Source organism: Exiguobacterium sp. s140 (assembly GCF_018617035.1).
Lineage (GTDB): Bacteria > Bacillota > Bacilli > Exiguobacteriales > Exiguobacteriaceae > Exiguobacterium > Exiguobacterium profundum.
The window spans coordinates 302240-323569 of the sequence record NZ_JACSJK010000001.1 but is presented as its reverse complement, the minus strand read 5'-3'; the positions used below and the strand labels follow the sequence as shown (position 1 = coordinate 323569).

Below are 21330 nucleotides of genomic sequence, written 5' to 3'. Positions count from 1 at the left end.
GCTTCCTCCTCTACATAAAAAAGTCCCTTCAGTCGTTGACTGAAGGGACGAATCATCGCGGTACCACCCTACTTGGCCAATTATTCATGGCCCACTTGAGAGCATCGTTATCGTGATGCCAAACCGGTGTTGTCTCCAACACGACTCCAGAGTGAATTCAGCGACGAATCCGGCAAAGGCTCTCAGTCACGGCCCTTGCTCCCTGAACGGAATCGGTCATTCGCTTACTATGTTCTTTCAACGTCATATCTTATTCATCGATGTGTTTAACCTATCACGTTTTTCACGTGCTGACAAGATTATTGTAAAGCGATGCGATACATTAAAATACCGGCAGCGACCGCCGCGTTGAGCGATTCCGCGTCGCCGAGCACCGGAATATGCACACGTGTGTCACAGAGTGCCAATACATCAGCATGAACCCCTTGTGCCTCATTCCCAATGACGAGGGCCACTTTGTCTTCGAATGCAACTTGCTCATACGATGTTGCCTTTGAGAGAGCTGTGCCGTAGACGTGGAATCCATCCTCTTTCAGCTCAGGTAACTTTTCAAGCAAGTCGACCGAGGTCACGTTCACGTGAAACAGTGAACCTTGTGTGGCACGTACGACTTTGGCGTTGAACGGATCGACCGTCCCTTTCCCGAGTAACACCGTATCGAATCCGGCAGCATCTGCTGTCCGAATCATCGTACCGAGATTACCCGGGTCCTGTACTCGGTCTAGTACGAGTACCTTCTTCATTTTTCGTTCCACCGGCGTCATCTTGACAACGGCAAACACGCCTTGGGTCTTTTCCGTTTCGGAAAGAAGGTCCGCAACGTGGTCGGATAACTCGAGGACTGGCATATCTTCAAGTCGCCACGTTCCTTTTGGTGAATACGACTCAGCCATGATGAGTTGGACGAGTCGACCGGCACGAATGGCCTCGTCCACCAAATGTTCTCCTTCTACTAGGAATTGACCCGTTTCTTGACGACCTTTTTTCGTCATCAATCGTTTTAATCGTTTAATCGTCTCGCTCTTCGTAGACGTAATCTTCGTCATATTATCCCTCTTTCAACCATTGGACCGTTTCGTGGTCTAAACGTTTCGTCAATGCGACAACGAGTTGTACCGCTGCCTCGTAATCATCCTTATGGATGATGGACACGTTCGTGTGTAAATAGCGGACCGGCACTGTCAATGCGATGGCCGGCATCCCGATCCCAGAAAGATGGAATCGCCCAGCATCTGTGCCACCGCCTGGCGTTAAGTCCAATTGATATTTGATGTCTTGCTCTTTGGCCACGTCAACGATGAGGTCGACAAGGCGTGGGTTCGTGACGGTAGTCGCATCAAAGAAGATGACTTGAACCCCGTCCCCGAGTTTTGACAACCCTTCTGCTTGGGTCATTCCCGGCGTATCACTCGGAATGCCTGTATCGACAGCAATCGCGACATCCGGGCGAATCAAGTTGGCAGCGGTCACCGCTCCACGTAACCCGACCTCTTCCTGTACCGTCGCTCCTGTATACATGACGCCTGGGAACGATTCTTCCTTCAGACGTTTTGCTGCTTCGATGGCAATCGCACATCCGATGCGGTTGTCCCATGCCTTCGCCATCAAGAAGTTCTCATTTTTCATGACTGTGAATTCACAATGTGGCACGACCGTATCGCCTGGACGAATTCCCCACTCAGCCACTTCGTCTTTCGACGTCGCACCGATATCTAAGAACATATCTTTGATTTCGACGGGCTTCTTCCGTGCCTCAAGCGGTAGGACGTGAGGTGGTTTCGCACCAATGACACCCGGAATCTTTTCACCAGACCGTGTGACTACATCCATTCGTTGTGCCAACAGCACCTGGTTCCACCAGCCACCGAGCGCCTGGAAACGAAGGAAACCGCCTTCTTCCACACGCGTCACCATGAAGCCGACTTCATCCATGTGACCCGCAATCATGACACGCGGACCTTCAGCATCTCCGGTCACTTGACCAAATAGACTTCCGAGTCCATCCTGTTCAAACGACTCGACATGCGGCTCGAGGTATTCACGCATCAATTGACGGACTTCTCCCTCATTTCCTGGGACGCCTGTTGCATCCGTCAAACGTTTTAACATATGTAACGATTCATTCATATCAATCCGCTCCTTTTCATTAATATCCTTGATTTTGTCGCTCATGGTTTACTTCATTTTTATTCATGTATGCTAGCAAAATGAGTTGCTCATTAAAACCGAGCGTATAACCAAGTTCGAGATAAGCTGCCATCAGCGTCTCGTACATGGCTTCCGTTTTTGAAAGACCAAAATTCGTCACTTTTCGATAAATATCTAAAAAAGCATCAGTCGCATCAAGATATGAACTTCCCGCAGGAAACGCATCTCGTTCATACCCAAGCGCAAGACCAAGTGACAGTAAGAAATGAATGCCGTCTACATATTCTTCTAAGATCACATCTTGAGGCGACGGTCCTTTCTTCGACCAAAACTTAAAGCTACGTGTTTCGTTAGCCAGTTCACCGAGCTCGACAAGCAGCGCCAGTAACCGTTCATCGAATTGATTGCCGGATAATCCATGTTGTGCTTTGATCCGCTCGTCTAATTCGCGCTGCCGATCAAACAATGTTGTCCAGTTCACCGGATGTTCCTCCTCTATCTCCACTTATAGCAGTACTAAAATCATTAAAGACCAGCCCACTGCTAAAATCAATACTTGTAATTGAAGCAGTTTTGGGGCATGAACCGTCTTCTTCCGAGTCAAATGAAGACCGAACAAGGCACCGATGGCTCCTCCTGCATAGGCGAATAGGACGTTAAAGTCACCTTTTCCTTGCGCATACTGTTTCGCTTGGATGTAGGTGTAAACGTTCAAGACAATGAGCGCTAAGGCGACGATCGCAACAACCGATTGATTCATACGCTTTCCTCCTTCTCTTAATTCTAAGAAATTCTAAAGAAAAAAGAAAGCGCCGAGAGAGTGTCTCGGCGCTGTCGATTGAACGATTACGCGTTCAATTTTGATTTAGCTGTTTCAGCGAGTGACGCGAATGCCTGTGCATCTGTCACAGCAAGCTCAGCAAGCATCTTACGGTTGATGTCGATTCCTGCAAGCTTGAGGCCGTGCATCATACGGCTGTATGAGAGACCGTTTGTGCGTGCTGCCGCATTGATACGTGTGATCCAAAGACGACGGAAATCACGTTTCTTCTGACGACGGTCACGGTAAGCGTACATGAGTGACTTCATGACCTGTTGTTTTGCTACTTTAAATAGAATGTGTTTCGAACCAAAGTATCCTTTGGCAAGTTTAATTTGCTTTTTACGACGTTGACGAGTCGTATAACCGCCTTTTACGCGTGGCATATGGATTCCCTCCTAAATTGTTTCTGTATTACTTCGCGATCATGTTGCGAATGCGTTTGAAGTCTCCAGCTGATACGATAGCGCCTTTACGGAGCTTACGTTTCGCTTTAGTCGATTTGTTTGCGAACAAGTGACTTGTGTAAGCGTGTGAACGCTTGAGTTTACCTGATGCTGTACGTTTGAAACGTTTTGAAGCACCGCGGTGCGATTTCATTTTCGGCATGAGTATTTCCTCCCCACTGAGAATCGATAATTAATCTTCTTTGTTCGGAGCCAGCACTAAGAACATGCTGCGTCCTTCCATCTTCGGCTTTTGTTCAACTGTTGCCAAATCGGCACATTCCGCTGCCATTTTGTCCAAAACACGTTTCCCGATTTCCGAGTGTGTGATGGCACGTCCGCGGAAACGAATCGAAGCCTTCACTTTGTTTCCTTTTTCAAGGAACTTGCGTGCATTACGCAATTTTGTTTGGAAATCGTTGTCCTCGATTGTTGGACTGAGACGTACTTCTTTCATTTGGATGACTTTTTGGTTTTTACGCGCTTCTTTCTCCTTTTTCTGGAGTTCGAAACGGTACTTCCCATAATCCATAATTTTAGCGACCGGTGGATTTGCTTTATCTGCGACTAAGACGAGGTCTAGTTCCGCTTCTTCAGCTAAACGTAACGCATCGTTACGTGATGTCACACCGAGTTGTGCACCGTCTGCGCCAATGAGACGTACTTCACGGGCACGAATGTTTTCGTTGATAAAGAGCTCTTTGCTAATGGTTAGCACCTCCATCGTGCGATTGCACGAGATTTAGATTGACAAGACAACATGGCAATAAAAAAAGCGTCGGCAGTTTCCCACCCACACATCAGTTGAGGTCATAAAACGGCAGACGATGCCGAATGAACCAAGAACTTGATGGACCTGCCTGATGACTCTCAGACGAGGTGAAAAGCGGGTGCTTCTGCTTTGTTGTTTTTAATCACTATGTCATCTTAGCACTAGCAGGAAAAGATGTCAAGATATCGCGCATGAATAATTGGTAGCTCACACTTTTATGATGATACCAGTCATTCTCTCGTTTCGCAATACCTTTTCAAAGGGAATAATGAAATATCAAAGGAGGGATCGACATGAACTGGCGAAAAGATGTATCGCGAGAACATGACTACCATGATCAAGTCCAGCAGATTGTCAGTAAGACGATGCAAGCACATGGGCTAGAAGATGAAAAATTACAGGCGGTATTGACAGACTTACTAGAAGAAATGAATCGCATCACTTTAAAAATCGTCGATGACCATGAGTCGGCTCAAAATTATATCCATAAACGGTGGTACTAAAAAAGGGCAGGCGCCCTTTTTTAATACCACTTAGTTTGTAAGTGACTTGAAGAAGTTCCCGATCGCCTCAAACAATCGGGCGAAGAATCCTTTCACCTCTTCTTGTTCGAGGAATGCCTGCACATCTTGACCCGCATCTTTCAATCCACTGCTGATCGCTGACCAATCTAAATTGGCCTGTTGCATGTTTTCGAATAGTGTCGTCAGTTGATCGAGTTGGCCCTCAGACAACTGGACGTTATTTTGGTTCAATACTTGAATGACGATGTCACGGATCTCAATATTTGTCTCCGGCATCTGATTTGCAATTTCCGCTTTAATCTCGTTCATGAGACCTGCTACATCCTCTTGTCCGACCGTCTTACCGATTTCAGACGTAACCGCCAGCTCTTCTTGTGCCAATTCTTTTCGCTCCTCCGACAGTTCAATCCCAGTCTCGGCCGCGGTCTGATCATATGCCTTCATAATTCCCGTCAGAGCCGAGGTGCCCGTCACGTTAATCGGTGAAGTGATATAGATGTCCGCATCCGTCACACCTGCCGTGACGAGGGCGTTCGCATACATATCTTTCGTGACCCATGTCACGTTTTCCGTTTGAATATCAAGACCTGTCCCGTTCGTCAATTTGATTCGGGCAGACGAGTACATGCCGCCTCCACGTTGTGCTTGCGGAACCGAGTCTCCTAAATATTTTTCTTCATCTGCGGCAGTCGTGATAATGGGTTCGATTCCTTCTGGGGCATCCATACGTTCGAGTACCCATTTTTGTTGCTCTGAAGATAACGATTCCCCGAGCGTCACAATCGTATCGTTGACGATGGCCTCCGCTCCGACTTTTGGAAGCGCTCCTGTGAACGCAACCGCTCCAATGGTAAGTGCCAATACTGGCTTCATATAATTCATTAAGTATCACTCCTTATGTTTACGATACGTGTAGATGAACAAATACACATCCGTCTATAGACCGAAAAAAACCACCTTTCTGGTTGGAAAGGTGGTCCCTCACTTAACGTGAACGGTTCGCAATCTCATCTGTGAGCGATGCGATGAATTCATCAAGTGAAGCAGAAACTTGCTCCTGCTGACCGTAGCGGCGAATATTGACCGCACGCTCATCCCGCTCTTTATCCCCAAGAACGAGCGTCATCGGAATCTTCTTCATTTGTGCTTCACGAATCTTATAACCTAGTTTCTCGTCACGGAGATCCGTTTCGACACGGACGCCACGTTTGACGAGTTCTGCTTTCACTTCCGCGACGTATTCGTCGTGTACGTGTGAAACCGGGATCAACTTGACTTGGACCGGTGCGAGCCATGTCGGGAACGCGCCTTTATACTCTTCAATCAAGTAGGCGACAAACCGTTCCATCGTTGAGACGACACCACGGTGCAACACGATTGGACGGTGGTCCTTACCGTCTGGCCCAGTGTATGTCAAATCGAAACGCTCCGGAAGCAAGAAGTCGAGTTGGACAGTCGAGAGCGTCTCTTCTTTCCCGAGCGCCGTCCGTACTTGCACGTCGAGTTTCGGTCCGTAGAATGCCGCTTCCCCTTCCGCCTCAAAGTATGGAAGCTCGAGCTCATCCATCGTTTCCTTCAACTGACTTTGTGCCATTTCCCAAATCGCATCGTTATCGAAGTACTTCTCTTTATCAGCAGGATCGCGATACGAGAGACGGAAACGATAATCTTTGATGCCGAAGTCAGCGTATACTTCTTGAATCAAATGAACGATATCTTTGAATTCTTGTTTCATCTGTTCTGGTGTAACGAACGTATGTCCATCATTCAAGACCATGTAGCGAACACGTTGAAGACCTGTGAGCGCCCCTGACATCTCATAACGGTGCATTCCACCAAGCTCAGCGATTCGAAGTGGAAGTTCACGGTACGAACGTGGCTCATGTTTGTAGATTGTCATATGGTGCGGGCAGTTCATCGGACGAAGGACGAGTTCTTCGTTGTCCATCTCCATTTTCGGGAACATGTCGTCTTGGTAGTGATCCCAGTGTCCAGATGTCTTGTACAAGTCGACCGAACCGAGAACCGGTGTGTAGACATGTTGATATCCGAGTTCGAGCTCTTTATCAACGATGTAGCGCTCGACCGTACGACGAATCGAAGCCCCTTTTGGAAGCCACATCGGAAGCCCCTGACCGACTTCTTGTGAGACGAAGAAGAGGTCGAGTTCTTTCCCGAGTTTACGATGATCGCGTTCTTTCGCCTCTTCAAGAAGACGCAAGTGTTCAGCGAGTTGTTCTTTCGTCGCCCACGCTGTTCCATAAATACGCTGTAACATCTTATTGTCTGAGTCCCCACGCCAGTAGGCACCAGCCACGCTCATCAATTTGAAGATTTTCAACTTCGATGTTGACGGGACGTGTGGTCCACGGCAAAGATCAAAGAACTCACCTTGATGGTAGATTGTCAGTGTTTGATCAGCAGGAATATCCTCGATCAACTCGATCTTGAGCGGGTCTCCCAACTCTTTATAGCGAGCGAGCGCCTCGTCACGAGAAACGACTTCGCGTGTGATTTCCAAGTTCTCATCGACGATGCGTTTCATCATCTTTTCGATTTCAGGAAGGTCTTCCTCATTGATGCGACGATCCATCTCGATATCGTAATAGAATCCGTTCTCAATCGTCGGCCCAATTCCGAGATAGATGTTATTGTCTTCTCCGTATAACCGTTTGATTGCTTGAGCCATCAAGTGAGCCGACGAGTGACGCATCAAATCAAGACCGTCTTCCGAGTCCGGCATCACGAGCTCGATTTTGCCGTCATGTTCGATTGGACGACGGTAGTCGATGAGTTCTCCGTCTAGTTTTGCTGCGATTGCTTTTTTACGGAGTCCCGGACTAATCGAGCCCGCGACGTCTTCTGCTGTGACGCCGGCTTCGAACTCTTTTACCGCGCCATCTGGAAATGTTAATTGAATCATGTACATTTGTCCCCTCTCAAAAATGAATATAAAAAAAGCCCATCCCTCAAAAAGGGACGAGCTTTGATTCTCGTGGTACCACCCTCGTTCCCAAGCAATCTGCTTGGCTCGAACACACGATAACGAGTGTGAATCGCCGCACGATTGACCCGTACGGTGCTCCGAGGGAGTAAATGCATCGTCGTCGTTAGGAAGCTTCCACCGCCCTTCCCTCGCTAAAACTCGTCTCGATGATCCATATCCTCTTCTATGCATCCTTTATATGATTCTTAGTATAGTCAACTCACCAGAGAAAAACAATCCTTTACCGACGCCGATTTTCACCCTTTAATTCAATTTGGGTCGTCGTCGTAGAAATACGTTGCATGAGTCGCTGTGCTTTCATTTTGTTTTGCGGCGAACCATCGATTGAAAAGTGCGTCTCGAGCTCTTCCCCGCTAAAGTTTGAACTGTAGAGCGTCGGTAAGCGATGCATCATCCGATACTGAAGAATGATGCCGAACAATTCATCTCGTACCCACGGACTGATGGCTTCAGCTCCGATGTCATCAATCAATAAGACTGGCACATGTTGAAACGACGTCAAGAAAGAATCGAACGACTCGGTACGGATTTTACGTTTCGCCTCCGACACAAAGCCCGGGGCGTGAACTAAAATCGTCTCGATGTCCGCCACCTTCAACTCATTGGCGATTGCGGCGAGTAAATACGTCTTCCCGACGCCAAAACTACCGTGGAGATAGAGACCGTTCACTTTTTGACGCGCCTTCATCCCTGTCACGAATCGCATCGCTTCACGCAATGCGATTTTACGCGCGTCGTCGGCCCAATCAAATGACTCAAAGCTCGCCTCACGGACTTCTTCCGGTAAGAACAAACTCTTAAACTTACGGTCCATCTCTTTTTGGCGTCTCGCCTGACGATGAGCGACCGTCTCTTCATAGCGAATGGCAATCTGTCCTAGATCGACATAGAGCACCGGTTGATGACCCGGGATGACGGCCTGATCTTCTATGAACGTTTTTCCATCCATCTGTTCCGCGTACTCACTCAGTTTGGTAAACCCGATTTCAATCGCCTTCTCCTCTAACTCTGGATGAGCGTTCAAAAATGCGATGACACCCGGGTGATTCAGTGTACGTCTGCGAATCGACTCGTACGCCTCACGAACTTCTTTTCGGTTCATCAACTGAGACAGCGACTGATTGATTCGTTCCATCCCCTCACCCCTTCTCTTTCAATTCATTTAATAGTTTCACGAGTTCCGCGTCATCCGGAACGGACGACTCAAGTTCCTTTTTCCTCGCTTGGTCGTATGAGCGCTGTTGTTTCGCCTCATCCTCGAGCCACTTCGGCATATCCCCTTGCTGGGGTTTCCGTCGTGACCCGACCGTGGTGCGTTGCACGCTCTCGCGTTTTTGTTGTTTCTTCTCGATGAGCGCATCTTGAGATTCTTCACGCTCTAGCGCTTCTTTTGCGTTCGTATAGCCTGCTGTTTTCCAACTTGTCGCAATGCGCAAGACATAGTTCTCGCTCAGCCGCGTCTGCTTCTTCACTTCGATACAGTAATAGAAGAGCGCATTGATGACCCCTGGCGCGAGACCGAGTGTGTCGACGAGTTCAATGACTAACTGTTCATCACTCTTTGAAAGTTGCGGGGTCTTCCGAAGCGTCGAGACATATTGATGCGGATGTGCGGACTCCATCACCTCAGGGTCATGCAAGTCTCCTAGTTTCGTCTGTTCAAGTTCGACGGTCTTCTCTTTCCGATGGCGCGTCTGTTTCTTTTTCAATTGTAAGACCATTTGACGACACCCGTCCCGCTTCTCTTGCTCACTGAGTGGCAGATACGCCTCATGGACGAAATACTCTTTTAACATCTCAGCCATCGTCTCTTCATCGAGTTGAGACACGTAGGCCAGTTTTGTGATCGTTTCGTCTAATTTTTTCGTGAAAAATCCAACTGGAAAATTCGTCAGTTTTTTCACAATTTCCATATCGAACGAATAGTTGATTTCAATCTTTGCCCGGTCCGGCTTTTCATAATTTTTTTGTGTGAACGCACGATGGTTTACTCCTTTGACATCAAACACTTCATTGAAGTCCTTTGTCACCTCGACGATGCCTGCCGGCAACGGATCAATCGTAAAACGCCCTTGCAGTTGTTTGAATCGTACTTCCCCGACTTTATAGAAGAGGAAACTCGACAGTAACCCATCATTCAAAAACGTGTGCGGTGCAAGCGGGACGCGTAACTGATAGACGTATTGTGTCAATCGAGCGTCTTTTGTTTTATAGGTGCGCACTAACCCGATCGCTTCTAAACGGAACAGACTGTCCATTAACTCATTGATAGAGAACTCCAACATCTCACATAATGCACTATGTGACATATAGTTGGATTTCATTTTGCCCGGCTTCAGTTCGCTCCATAACGTTTGATAGAGTGCGAGCGCCTTCACTCCGATGACAGGTTGATATAAGTGGTAAAGGGACTGGTAAGATTCACGGTCGACAAGACCGGTACTCATGATTAACAATTCGTCCGTCCCAAAGATTGTACGTTCTTTCTCCATGGCTCTCTCCCTTGAAAAAGGGCGACCAGCAGGCCGCCCTTTAGTTGGTCGAATTTTCTTGCTTCATTAAATCTTCAAGTTCTTTAAAGAACACCGTGATGTCTTTGAATTGACGATAAACCGATGCGAACCGAACATATGCGACTTCATCGACTCGTGCAAGTTCATTCATCACAAGCTCGCCTACTTGTTCACTTGGAATTTCTGACTGGGCGAGGGCACGGAGTTGCTGTTCGACTTTCGTCACAACCCCTTCGAGCTGTTCAAGTGTGACCGGTCGTTTCTCGCACGCCCGAATAATGCCGCGAAGTACTTTCTCACGACTGAACTCTTCACGATTTCCATCTTTTTTGACAATGATGAGCGGTGTCTGTTCGACCGTCTCAAACGTTGTAAACCGATACCCACATTTTTCACATTCACGACGACGTCGAATCGAATAATGGTCTTGCACCGGACGGGAATCGAGCACTCTCGTTCCATTATGATCACATTTCGGACAACGCATGCTCAAACCTCCTTATCGTTCGACTGTTTTATTTCCAATAGCACGTAGCGGGAATTGTTGCGTGAGTGCCTCGTAGTAGTGCGATACAATTTGCGAGAGGTCTGCACCGAGTCGCTGCTCACGGTTTAATGTGAAATCGACTGCCGTCCGACCGCCATCCACTTGAACAATCGTGATGAGCCCGTCCCAACCTTCCCCTACAAATGAAAGTTCCCCTCGATTTGCATCGATTCGACGAACCGTCTGTCCGTTCTCTTGAATCTTTCCTTCTAACCATTGCAACATCGCATGTGACGATGCCGCATAGTAACGTGTTTGGAGCATTTCATTTTTATGTGTATCTTTCGTTTCAATATGTGTTTGTAACTTATCTAACAGTCCCATAATCCACCTCAACGCCTGAGTTATATACGTTAAGCATATCAAAATTAAGGCGACAACAAAACAATTAAAAGGGCTGACCATTAAACGGCCAGCCTCAAAAGGTCAATCTGATTTATTTGCTGATTGCCACTTGCGCTTCCGGAACACGAATCGGTCCCATTCCACGCTCAAGTTTCACATCTTCACGTACTTTTGCATCCAATCCTTCAGCAATATACTGCGATGCTGTAGCCGGATCGATTCGATCTCCACATGTAAACACGTCAACTGACGCATAGCCATGTTCTGGGAAACTGTGAATCGTTAAGTGTGATTCTGAAATGATGACGACTCCACTTACACCGTGTGGCGCAAACTTGTGGAATGCAACTTCGCGGACTTCAGCGCCCGAACGAAGAGCAGCATCGACGAACAAACGCTCGATGTAGTCGATATCATTCAATTTGTCGGGATTGCACTCCCAAAGTTCTGTAATAATGTGACGTCCCATAGTATCCATATTAGTGGATCCCCCTTTACATCAATGGTCTCAAAGTAGTTGATGATCACTCACTTTGTGCCTGAATCGCCCACAACCACGGGGGCAAGTTAGTCCTAAGAGGTCCTAACCCTTTAAGTTGCGTTTGTCAGACCAATTGAAGTTCACGAAATTGAGTGTAACGTGTTTGGGACGTCCTTACAAGACATTTGATAAAAAAATTCAAAAAATATTTTCCTGAACGTAATATTTTTTAGGCGTGTGTTTCTTGCTGACCGATTTGAAGATAGCTGGCCACCATGTCCAACAAGTCCACGACACGGCATGAATAGCCCCATTCATTGTCATACCATGCGAGTACTTTGACATGATTTCCGCCGAGCACCATCGTCGAATCCATGTCGATAATCGACGAGCGATCGTCCCCGTTAAAATCAATAGAGACGAGCGGTTCGTGAGAAACGCCTAAAATACCTGTCATTTCTCCAAACGCTGCCCGTTCAAACGCTTCATTGACTTCATCGACCGTGACATCTCGGTGGAGTTCGACGACCAAATCGACAAGTGATACGTTCGGAGTCGGCACACGGAGTGCCATTCCGTTCAACTTTCCTTGTAGTTCCGGCATCACAAGACCAATCGCCTTAGCCGCTCCCGTCGATGTCGGGATGATGGAACTGCCACACGCGCGCGCGCGACGCAAATCTTTATGCGGGTTATCAATATTGTTCTGATCGTTCGTATAGGCGTGAACGGTCGTAATCAGTCCCGTTTCAATACCGAACGTCGAATGTAAGACCTTCACGACAGGTCCGAGACAGTTCGTCGTACACGATGCGTTTGAGATGATATGATCTTCCTCCGGGCGATAGTCACGATCATTGACCCCCATCACGATCGTTCGTAAATCCCCTTTACCCGGTGCGGTCAAAATCACTTTTTTCGCCCCTGCCTCGAGATGAAGTCGTGCCCCGCTATCAGAGTTAAACTTCCCGGTCGCTTCGACGACGATGTCGATTTTAAGGTCTGACCAAGGCAAGCGTGATGGATCACGTTCCGAAATGAGTTCAATCCGTTTCCCATCGACTTCGAGCGCATCCCCATGCGCACGTACTGTCAATCCGAATGGACCATGAATCGAGTCGTGTTTAATGAGATGCGCAAGTGTTTCCGCCGGATAACTTGCGTTAATCGCCACCACTTCATGACGTCCCTCGAGCATCAATTTTCGAAATACCATTCTTCCGATTCGACCAAATCCGTTAATTGCCACTTTTGTCCCCATGATAGATCCCCCTTTTTCTACATTACGGTTTCATTATAACGGATAGCTGTAAGCGTTTTCACTATGATTCATCACATTTTTTCCGTTTTTCTTTGTTTATTTTTTGAAAATGAGGGAAATTTCTTGGCGTAACAGACAAGAGAAAGGAGGCGTCATGATGTTTGATTGGGGAGATATCGATAAATTCTTTATTTCGTTCTTTATCATTTTACCGATTGTGACGTTAATTCATGAGCTTGGACACTTCTTCTTCGCAAAGTTGTTCGGCGGCTCACTCGATATGCAAATCGGTACCGGGAAGAAACTATTTAAAGTAGGTCGTTTACAAGTAAATCGTGTTTATTTTTACGATGCATGGTGCCAGTTCACTGATTTAAGATGGAGCAACAAGGTCACCCGTACGCTAGTCTATGGCGGTGGGGCCATTTTCAATTTAGCGAGCATCTTAATCGTCAACGCGTTCATTCTTCGACGAGATATTGAACCGACACTCTATACGTATCAGTTCGCCTATTTCTCATTCTACTATATCTTCTTCTCACTCTATCCCATCTATTATTCGAACGGTCATCCTAGTGATGGACGTGCGATTTATGATACATGGAAAAAAGGGTCTCCAGAATCCGATCCATTAAACTAAAAAGAAGGCGATATCAGTCGCCTTCTTTTTGTATCGTTTGAAACTGTTCGACCAGACGATTGATTTGTGGAGGGAGGTCCCCTAATGCCCCATTATTGTTTATGAGGAAATCCGCCTGGTGCTTTTTATCTTCAATTGGAATCTGTGAACGAATACGGGCTAACGCCTCTTCTTTCGTCAATCCATTCCGTTCCATGAGACGCATCAGTTGAATCTCTTCACGGCAATAGACGACGACGGAATAATCAACCAGATCGAGCATCGTCCCTTCAAACAATAAGGGAATATCAAAAATGACGACAGGTTCCCCCGATGCCTCATACGTTCGCATTTGCTCGTTCATTTCTTCTCGAATCGCTGGATGCATCAATTGATTCAATTGCTGACGTTTTGCTTCATCATGGAAGATTTCCCGACCGAGCGCAGGACGGTTCAGCACGTCGCCCACAAAACATTTTGGAAATGCGGCCCTTACCCCCTCAATCGCCTTTCCTCCTGGTTCAACGACCGTCCTTGCAATCAAATCGGCATCGATAATCGGAATGCCTCGTTCTCGAAACAGTCGCGATACCGTAGACTTCCCGGTTGCAATTCCACCAGTCAATCCAATCTTCAACATACACGTCCACCCCTTAACGTTGTTGACAGTGCGGACAGTAATGCGTACCTCGCCCGCCCAATTTCATCTTTTCAATTTCATGTCCGCATCGGCGGCACGGTTCTCCGGTCTGTCCATACACGTAGAGCCTCTCTTGAAACGTTCCTGTGGCCCCATCTGGATTGGCATAACTGCGAATCGTACTACCTCCACGCTCAATGGCCTCAGTCAATACAGCAATGGCTTCAGTCCGCACACGGTCGACTTCTTCGTGTGACAAACTTGCGGCCGGTCGTGTCGGATGGACACCCGCACGAAACAACGTCTCATCTACATAGATGTTACCTAATCCAACAAAGATGGATTGATCGAGGAGGGCGGTCTTAATCGCGCGTGTCTTCATGCGCTCTAAACGTCGGTGTAACACCTCGGTTGTCACACGCTCGTCAAACGGCTCGTACGCAAGTAATGAGAGCGGTGGTGTGGTATGAATCGTTTCATTCGTCCGCAACTCCATCGTACCGAATTTACGGACATCATTATAGTGTAGAGTCGATTGGTCCGTGAACGTAATCACGATATGTGTATGTTTTACCGGTTCTGTAATGGAGTCATAAGGGAAAAACTTCCCTTCCATCCGAAGATGGGAGACGAGATACCCGTTCGTCAATTTGAATAAGATGAATTTCCCCCGACGTTCCACATCCGTAATCGTTTCTCCTATCAAATGGTGAACCCATTCTTCGGGGTCGAGTCCGCGGATAATTTTAGGGTCAAGGACATCGACAGACTGAATCGTTTTTCCTGAAACGGCAGGTCGCAACCTACGACAGACCGTTTCGACTTCTGGTAATTCTGGCATACTGATTTCCTTTCTATCCGTTTATTTCGTGTCAAACCATGTCGTTCCAACCGCTCCGTCCGCACGTAACGGGACATCAAGTGTGACCGTATGTTCCATCGCTTCGGTCACAAGTTTTTCTAATGCTTCCATCTCTTCGGCCGGACCTTCGAATATCAATTCATCGTGTACTTGTAACAACAGCTTAGATTGAAGTTTTGACGTGTTTAACGCATGATCGACATCAATCATCGCTTTTTTAATAATGTCCGCTGCCGTTCCTTGAATCGGTGTGTTGATTGCGGTACGTTCAGCAAACCCACGCAAGTTGAAATTACGAGAATGGATGTCCGGGATGTTCCGGCGTCGTTTCAACATCGTCTCGACGAACCCGTGTTCACGTGCCCGTTCAATCGCGGCATCCATGAACGTCTTCACCCCAGGGAACTGTTCAAAGTACGTATCGATAAAGGTCTGCGCTTCTTTCCGTGTAATCCCTAGGTTTTGTGAGAGTCCATAATCACTGATGCCATAGATGATTCCGAAGTTGACGGCTTTTGCTTGACGACGCATGAGTGACGTAACTTCTTCAGTGGAAACTTTAAACACGTTCGCCGCCGTCGACGTATGAATATCCTCATCGTGAAGGAAGGCTGCCATCATCTTCTCATCTTGTGACATATGTGCCATGATGCGCAGTTCGATTTGAGAGTAATCGACCGCATAAAGTACCCATCCCGGTTCACTCGCGGTAAACGCTTTACGGATGCGACGCCCTTCTTCTAATCGAATCGGAATATTTTGAAGGTTCGGGTTAACCGACGAAAGCCGTCCCGTTTGAGTAAGCGTCTGTGTATAACGCGTATGAATCTTGCCATCATCCTTCACGACTTTCTGCAAGCCCTCGACATACGTGGACTGAAGTTTGCCAAGTTCACGATAATGCATGATTTTCTCAATGATCGGATGAAGCGGTGCCAATTTTTCGAGGACATCCGCTGCCGTTGAGTATCCTGTTTTCGTCTTTTTCACAGGAGGGAGTGACAGTTTTTCAAATAATACGACCCCTAACTGTTTCGGTGAGTTGATGTTGAACGGTTCCCCGGCTAATTCATGAATCGTGACCTCAAGTGCATTTAGACGTTCACGCAGGTCCGTTTCCATATGTTGAAGCGTTTCGACATTTACGTGGATACCAGCCCACTCCATCTCGGCCAATACGGAGACGAGTGGTTTTTCAAGCGCCTCATAGAGTTCTGTCTGTTCATTCTCTTTCAACTCCGAAACAATGCGTTCAAACAATGTGTAGATGGCGTACGCCTTTTCTGCGAGATGAGCATGAAAAACATTCTCTTCCGGCACCTTGATTTTTGCACCTTTTCCGTAGACCGTTTCATCTTCCTCAAGAGGATACGTAAAGTGTGCGGCAATCGAGCTGAGAGACGTCCCACCAGATAGGTTGAGCAAATACCCTGCGACAAGCAGGTCTTCATACCCACGCAGTGCCAATTGGTGACGTTTCAATTGAATAATTGTCTGCTTCGCATCGAGACAAATCGTCGTCTTCGTCTCGTTTTCGATCCATTCCTTGACCCGTTCGTCCTCAAGAAGCGTCACATCTCCAATCGTGACACCTCGTTCCGAAGCGATCGCCACTCCAATCACGTCTTCTTCAAAATAATCATCATTCAGCTGTTCAAGCATTAACACAGCTCGCGATAAATCTTGATCGGCCAACGCGATTGTTGGTCGTTCCGCTTTTTCAACCGGTTCTTCTGAAGAGGTATCCGTCAGTTTGCCGATGAGTGACTTGAACTGTAAATCCATAAATAACGTTTTGACGACCGAAGCGTCATATGGCTTAAAGAGAAGATCATCCATCGTCACATCAATCGGTACATCCGTGTAAATGGTCGCCAACTGTTTCGACATTTTCGCTTCTTGTTCATTCGCCTCTACTTTTTCCTTTTGCTTCCCTTTCAACTCATCCGTATGTTCGTAAAGGGCCTCGACGGTACCGTATGTGGCAATCAACTTCAGTGCCGTCTTTTCCCCGACCCCTGGAATACCAGGAATGTTGTCAGATTTATCTCCCATTAATCCTTTTAGGTCAATCATCTGAATCGGTTGTAGTCCGTCGTAGCGTTCCTTGAACGCGGTCACGGTCATTTTCTCGACGTCGGTGATGCCTCGTTTCGTCAAATAGACCGTCACACGTTCATTGATCAATTGAAGTAAATCCTTATCCCCCGTCACAACCGTCACCTGATCAAAAGTCGGGTCTTTTGAGAGCGTCCCGATGATATCATCCGCCTCGTATTGATCGAGCTCTAAGACAGAGATGCCAAACGCCCGACAAACGTCACGCACGAGCGGAAATTGTTCACGCAATTCTCCCGGTGTCTTTTGACGTCCACCTTTGTATTCCGCGAACGTATCGTGACGGAACGTTTTCTTTGACGCATCGAACGCCACAGCAAAATGAGTCGGTTGCTCATCTTCCATTAGTTTCAATAACATCATCGTAAACCCATACACTGCATTCGTATTCCGACCTGACGCATCCGACATCGGAGGCAGTGCAAAAAACGCACGATATGTTAAGGAGTTCCCATCAAGGACTAGTAGTTTATTCATTCAATCGACCTCCATTCTTCTCTTCAACCATCATACCATACGGGTACATGCGTTCGAAAAAAAAGACCCTTTTCTACGAATAGAAAAGGGCCAAATTCTCGATCGTGTGGAGATGAGCACCGATCGAGTCACGAGATGATGAAGAGGTCTCATTCATAGAATAGCAAGGTTTTGTAAAGTAAATATGAACGAACGATAAAGTCATTGTTAAACCCGAGGGAATGTAATGGTAAACGTCGTTCCTTTGCCTTCCTCACTCTCTACGTCGATCGTGGCATGATGCAAATCGATGATGTGTTTCACGATGGCGAGTCCGAGGCCAGTTCCACCCGAGTTCCGACTTCTTGCCTTATCGACACGATAGAAGCGCTCAAAAATACGACTCACTTCTTTTTCGGCGATCCCGATTCCGTTGTCCTTGACGCGAAGTTTATAGGAATCTGCCATTGCTTCCACGGCGATGTCGACACGACTTCCTTCTGGTGAATAGTTGATGGCGTTGGCGACCAAGTTCATGATGACTTGCTTCATTCGGTTCAGGTCCGCTTGCAAGACGACCGTCCCCTCGTGTTTCGTTTCTAGCTGAATCGACTTCTTGCTCGCCTTTTGACTGAGCAGGAGACAGACCTCATCGACGAGCTGATTCAGATCGACGGACACCAACTCCATTTGGAAGTCATCCCGCTCCAATCTCGACAATTCAAGGAGATCCTCAACAAGCATCTGCATCCGTGTCGCTTCTTTCTGGATGATGTCTAAAAACTGGTCTCGAAGTTCCGGGACTTCTTTCGCCCCATCAAGAAGCGTCTCACTAAACCCACGTATGGATGTGAGCGGTGTCTTCAGTTCATGACTAACGTTCGCCACGAAATCTTTCCGCATCTTCTCAAGTCGTTTCAGTTCCGTGATATCGTTAAACAGTAACGTCGTGCCGCGAAGCATCCCGGTGTCACTGAAAATCGGTGCTGCGGATACCATATACGTTTTTTGATTGAATCCCGTTCGAATCGATAACTGACGGCGGTGGACCTCTTCCGTCAGATAAACGTCTTCGATCAGTGTTTCTACTTCAGGACTCGGTAGAATCCCGTGATAAAATTGTCCAATCGTTAAATCATCGTATTGGAACATTTCACGATAAGAGCGGTTGACCAACGTGACAATCCCTCGCTCGTCGACGAGCAGAAGACCCGCCCCCATATACTCGATTAACGATTCGAGTCTCGCCCGTTGTACGGACTCCCCGAGAGAAATCGACTCCAAATTCCGGGCAAGCACGTTGATTGACCCTGCTAGGCTACCGGTCTCTTCATCATTTCTGAGTTCATACACACGGGCCCGATAATTCCCGTCCGCCAGTTCCCGCAAAACGATCGTCGCCTCATCGATTGGTCGAATAAATTGATTCGTCAAATGTTGGAGCACGAATAAAATTATGAAGAAGGAGAAGAAGAGCGCGAGGGCAATCGTCAACCAGATGCGATTGTACACCCCTTCTAAATCCGATACATAACGGATGAATGTTAAATAGACTGTCCCACCCGTCGCAAGTTCGATCGGTTTTGTATATTGAATCAACTCGTCCTCATCCGCTTCACCGAACGTCCCTTCCTCAGGGACCATATTCGGATCAATTTTGTAATCGATGGACCCGACGCGAAACGGCGTGCCAGCGATTACCTCCATCCGACTATTGAGAAGGAGAATATCAAAGCTGCTTCCGTCATCGATTTGACCGACATACTCACGAATCTCGTCCAATTCGCCTCCTTCGAGGTAGAGGGCTGCCAATTGAGCATCTTCTTTTAGACGGTCTCGTTCAGAATCCAGATAAAAGTCTTTGAAGAGTTGCCCAAGGACAATCCCGAGCGTCAACAAGACACCGGTCACAAGAAAAATGAGAGTCGTCATAAATCTAGAGCGATACGTCTTCATTCCGAAGTCGGCTCCTCCATCTTATAGCCAAGACCACGAATCGTTTTAATATAGGTCGGTTTCTTCGTTACCGGTTCAATTTTTTCACGAAGGTGACTGATATGGACATCAACAATCCGGGTATCACCCACAAAGTCATAATTCCAAATGGCCGATAATAATTGATCTCGCGTCAACACGCGTCCTTTATTTTTCGCCAAATAGGCTAACAATTCAAATTCTTTCGGCGTCAACTCGAGGCGCTCCCCTTGCTTGAACACTTCGTAGTTTGAAGTGACGATTTTAACATCTCCGATTTGAATGACGTCCTCTTCAACCGCCGATTCTTGCGGGGCAGAACGTCTAAGAATCGCTTTGACGCGCGCGACTACTTCACGTGGGCTGAACGGCTTCGTCAAATAATCGTCCGCTCCGAGCTCGAGCCCCAATACTTTGTCAAACTCATCATCTTTTGCCGTGAGCATTAAAATCGGTGTATTGACTTTTTGCTGACGAAGTCGTTTGCACACTTCAAGTCCATCCATCTCCGGGAGCATCAAATCGAGCACAATGAGCACGGCGTCCTTTTTCTCAGCCAATTCCAATCCGGTTTTGCCGTCGTGCGCCGTCTCTACTTCAAAGCCAGCTTGTTCTAAATTAAATTTCAATAATGTCGCAATCGACACTTCATCGTCGACAACAATTACTTTATCAGCCACACTGCTTCCTCCTCTTAAACCATCAAATGTCACTTTCTATTTTACAAATCAATGCTTGAAACGACCAACCTCAAAGCAAATCTTTACAAAAACAAAACAAATCCACTTTCAGTGTAGCATGTTCGATAAGAGAGAAGGCGCAAAAAAGGTGCCTCCTGCAACATGACAGGAAGCACCTCAAACTTATAAGACGCTTAATACCGAGCGGACAGAATCCGCAGACCTCGATAGCGCTGCTTTTTCTTCATCCGTCAAGTCGAGCTCTAACACTTGCTCAATTCCATGTTTACCAAGAATCGTCGGGACGCCAAGATACAAATCATGGAATCCGTACTCTCCCTCAAGGTATGCGATGGCCGGTAAGATTCGACGCTGATCTTTTACAATCGCCTCGACCATCTCCACGATGGCAGCGGCTGGCGCATAATACGCCGAGCCATCGCCCAGTAGTTGGACAATCTCGCCGCCACCTTTTCGTGTCCGTTCAACGATTTGCTCGATTCGCTCATGTGGGATGAGTTTTTCGAGCGGGATGCCTCCAGCGTAAGAATAGCGTACGAGAGGCACCATTTCGTCTCCATGACCTCCAAGGACGAATCCGGATACGTCTTTGACAGAAACATTCAGCTCTTGTGCCACAAACGTTCGGAAGCGAGCCGTATCCAATACACCGGATTGACCGATGACGCGTTCTTTCGGGAACCCTGATTCTTTGAACGCCGCGTACGTCATGGCGTCTACTGGGTTCGTCAATACGATCAGGATGGCGTCTGGAGAGTAACGGGCAATCTCTTTCACAACCGAGCGCATGACGTTTGCGTTCGTTGCGACGAGGTCGTCCCGGCTCATCCCCGGCTTGCGCGCGATTCCCGCGGTAATGACAACCACATCGGAATCGGCCGTGTCCGCGTAATCAGACGTACCTGTGACCCACGAATCAAACCCTTGAATCGGTGCCGTTTCTTGCATGTCGAGCGCTTTCCCTTTCGTCGGTCCTACTTTTTCTTCCATATCGAGCAGTACGACATCCCCTAGCTCACGTTGAGCCAAGTACAGTGCAGTCGTTGCACCGGTGAAGCCACTTCCAATAACAGAAATTTTGTTACGACGAATCATG

Annotated in this window: 23 protein-coding genes; 2 read left to right on the top strand and 21 right to left on the bottom strand. The window is 47.4% G+C overall.

Annotated elements, in window-relative coordinates; translation table 11 throughout:
• Positions 1-299: 299 nt before the first annotated feature.
• The 7 genes from KNO61_RS01695 to infC all read right to left on the bottom strand — a co-directional run bounded on the left by KNO61_RS01695 (position 300) and on the right by infC (position 4138).
• A complete protein-coding gene (locus KNO61_RS01695) occupies positions 300-1046 on the bottom strand; it encodes a TrmH family RNA methyltransferase (RefSeq protein ID WP_031423182.1) in 747 nt (248 codons plus the stop codon).
• Position 1047: 1 nt separating this feature from the next.
• The gene (locus tag KNO61_RS01690; RefSeq protein ID WP_078147180.1) at positions 1048-2127 is read right to left on the bottom strand and encodes a M42 family metallopeptidase; all 1080 of its coding nucleotides are present in this window, start codon (positions 2125-2127) and stop codon (positions 1048-1050) included.
• 19 nt (positions 2128-2146) lie between these two features.
• Positions 2147-2629 (bottom strand): dUTP diphosphatase, encoded by a 483-nt coding sequence (locus KNO61_RS01685; protein WP_012726694.1) that lies wholly within the window; start codon positions 2627-2629, stop codon positions 2147-2149.
• A gap of 24 nt (positions 2630-2653) precedes the next feature.
• Complete coding sequence (locus KNO61_RS01680) at positions 2654-2908, bottom strand: membrane protein (protein WP_031423177.1); 255 nt, start codon at positions 2906-2908, stop codon at positions 2654-2656.
• An 86-nt stretch (positions 2909-2994) separates the two neighbouring features.
• The gene (gene rplT, locus KNO61_RS01675; protein WP_012726696.1) at positions 2995-3354 is read right to left on the bottom strand and encodes a 50S ribosomal protein L20; all 360 of its coding nucleotides are present in this window, start codon (positions 3352-3354) and stop codon (positions 2995-2997) included.
• Positions 3355-3382: 28 nt separating this feature from the next.
• Positions 3383-3577 (bottom strand): 50S ribosomal protein L35, encoded by a 195-nt coding sequence (gene rpmI / locus KNO61_RS01670; protein ID WP_012726697.1) that lies wholly within the window; start codon positions 3575-3577, stop codon positions 3383-3385.
• A 30-nt stretch (positions 3578-3607) separates the two neighbouring features.
• A complete protein-coding gene (gene infC, locus KNO61_RS01665) occupies positions 3608-4138 on the bottom strand; it encodes a translation initiation factor IF-3 (protein WP_012726698.1) in 531 nt (176 codons plus the stop codon).
• 341 nt (positions 4139-4479) lie between these two features.
• Here infC and KNO61_RS01660 point away from each other — a divergent pair, with 341 nt between their 5' ends.
• A complete protein-coding gene (locus tag KNO61_RS01660) occupies positions 4480-4689 on the top strand; it encodes a hypothetical protein (RefSeq protein ID WP_012726699.1) in 210 nt (69 codons plus the stop codon).
• A gap of 30 nt (positions 4690-4719) precedes the next feature.
• Here KNO61_RS01660 and KNO61_RS01655 read toward each other — a convergent pair whose 3' ends face one another.
• The 8 genes from KNO61_RS01655 to KNO61_RS01620 all read right to left on the bottom strand — a co-directional run bounded on the left by KNO61_RS01655 (position 4720) and on the right by KNO61_RS01620 (position 12864).
• Complete coding sequence (locus KNO61_RS01655) at positions 4720-5592, bottom strand: DUF1002 domain-containing protein (protein WP_214730470.1); 873 nt, start codon at positions 5590-5592, stop codon at positions 4720-4722.
• A gap of 103 nt (positions 5593-5695) precedes the next feature.
• The gene (thrS, locus tag KNO61_RS01650) at positions 5696-7639 is read right to left on the bottom strand and encodes a threonine--tRNA ligase (RefSeq protein ID WP_012726702.1); all 1944 of its coding nucleotides are present in this window, start codon (positions 7637-7639) and stop codon (positions 5696-5698) included.
• A gap of 298 nt (positions 7640-7937) precedes the next feature.
• Positions 7938-8852 (bottom strand): primosomal protein DnaI, encoded by a 915-nt coding sequence (gene dnaI / locus KNO61_RS01645; RefSeq protein ID WP_012726703.1) that lies wholly within the window; start codon positions 8850-8852, stop codon positions 7938-7940.
• Positions 8853-8856: 4 nt separating this feature from the next.
• Entirely contained in the window at positions 8857-10209 is a 1353-nt protein-coding gene (locus KNO61_RS01640; protein WP_012726704.1) for a DnaD domain protein, read from the bottom strand.
• Between the two features lie 40 nt (positions 10210-10249).
• The gene (nrdR, locus tag KNO61_RS01635) at positions 10250-10717 is read right to left on the bottom strand and encodes a transcriptional regulator NrdR (RefSeq protein WP_012726705.1); all 468 of its coding nucleotides are present in this window, start codon (positions 10715-10717) and stop codon (positions 10250-10252) included.
• A 12-nt stretch (positions 10718-10729) separates the two neighbouring features.
• Entirely contained in the window at positions 10730-11101 is a 372-nt protein-coding gene (locus KNO61_RS01630; protein ID WP_214757473.1) for a hypothetical protein, read from the bottom strand.
• A gap of 112 nt (positions 11102-11213) precedes the next feature.
• Positions 11214-11600, bottom strand: a complete 387-nt coding sequence (speD, locus tag KNO61_RS01625; RefSeq protein WP_012726707.1) for an adenosylmethionine decarboxylase — start codon at positions 11598-11600, stop codon at positions 11214-11216.
• Positions 11601-11832: 232 nt separating this feature from the next.
• On the bottom strand, positions 11833-12864 hold the full coding sequence (locus tag KNO61_RS01620) for a glyceraldehyde-3-phosphate dehydrogenase (protein ID WP_078147184.1): 1032 nt from the start codon (positions 12862-12864) through the stop codon (positions 11833-11835).
• Positions 12865-13021: 157 nt separating this feature from the next.
• Between KNO61_RS01620 and KNO61_RS01615 the strand changes: the two genes are divergently transcribed.
• On the top strand, positions 13022-13504 hold the full coding sequence (locus KNO61_RS01615; protein ID WP_012726709.1) for a site-2 protease family protein: 483 nt from the start codon (positions 13022-13024) through the stop codon (positions 13502-13504).
• 13 nt (positions 13505-13517) lie between these two features.
• Here KNO61_RS01615 and coaE read toward each other — a convergent pair whose 3' ends face one another.
• The 6 genes from coaE to mdh form a co-directional block, all read right to left on the bottom strand.
• The gene (coaE, locus tag KNO61_RS01610) at positions 13518-14123 is read right to left on the bottom strand and encodes a dephospho-CoA kinase (RefSeq protein WP_012726710.1); all 606 of its coding nucleotides are present in this window, start codon (positions 14121-14123) and stop codon (positions 13518-13520) included.
• Between the two features lie 13 nt (positions 14124-14136).
• Complete coding sequence (mutM, locus tag KNO61_RS01605) at positions 14137-14964, bottom strand: bifunctional DNA-formamidopyrimidine glycosylase/DNA-(apurinic or apyrimidinic site) lyase (RefSeq protein WP_078147185.1); 828 nt, start codon at positions 14962-14964, stop codon at positions 14137-14139.
• Between the two features lie 21 nt (positions 14965-14985).
• Complete coding sequence (gene polA, locus KNO61_RS01600; RefSeq protein WP_078147186.1) at positions 14986-17580, bottom strand: DNA polymerase I; 2595 nt, start codon at positions 17578-17580, stop codon at positions 14986-14988.
• Positions 17581-17787: 207 nt separating this feature from the next.
• Positions 17788-19515, bottom strand: a complete 1728-nt coding sequence (gene pnpS / locus KNO61_RS01595) for a two-component system histidine kinase PnpS (RefSeq protein ID WP_214687017.1) — start codon at positions 19513-19515, stop codon at positions 17788-17790.
• Positions 19512-20213, bottom strand: a complete 702-nt coding sequence (locus KNO61_RS01590) for a response regulator transcription factor (protein ID WP_074036521.1) — start codon at positions 20211-20213, stop codon at positions 19512-19514. The genes pnpS and KNO61_RS01590 overlap by 4 nt, the downstream gene beginning before the upstream one ends.
• 183 nt (positions 20214-20396) lie before the next feature.
• Positions 20397-21329: a malate dehydrogenase gene (mdh, locus tag KNO61_RS01585; RefSeq protein WP_078147188.1), complete on the bottom strand. Its 933-nt coding sequence runs from the start codon at positions 21327-21329 to the stop codon at positions 20397-20399.
• Between the last annotated feature and the right edge of the window lies 1 nt (position 21330).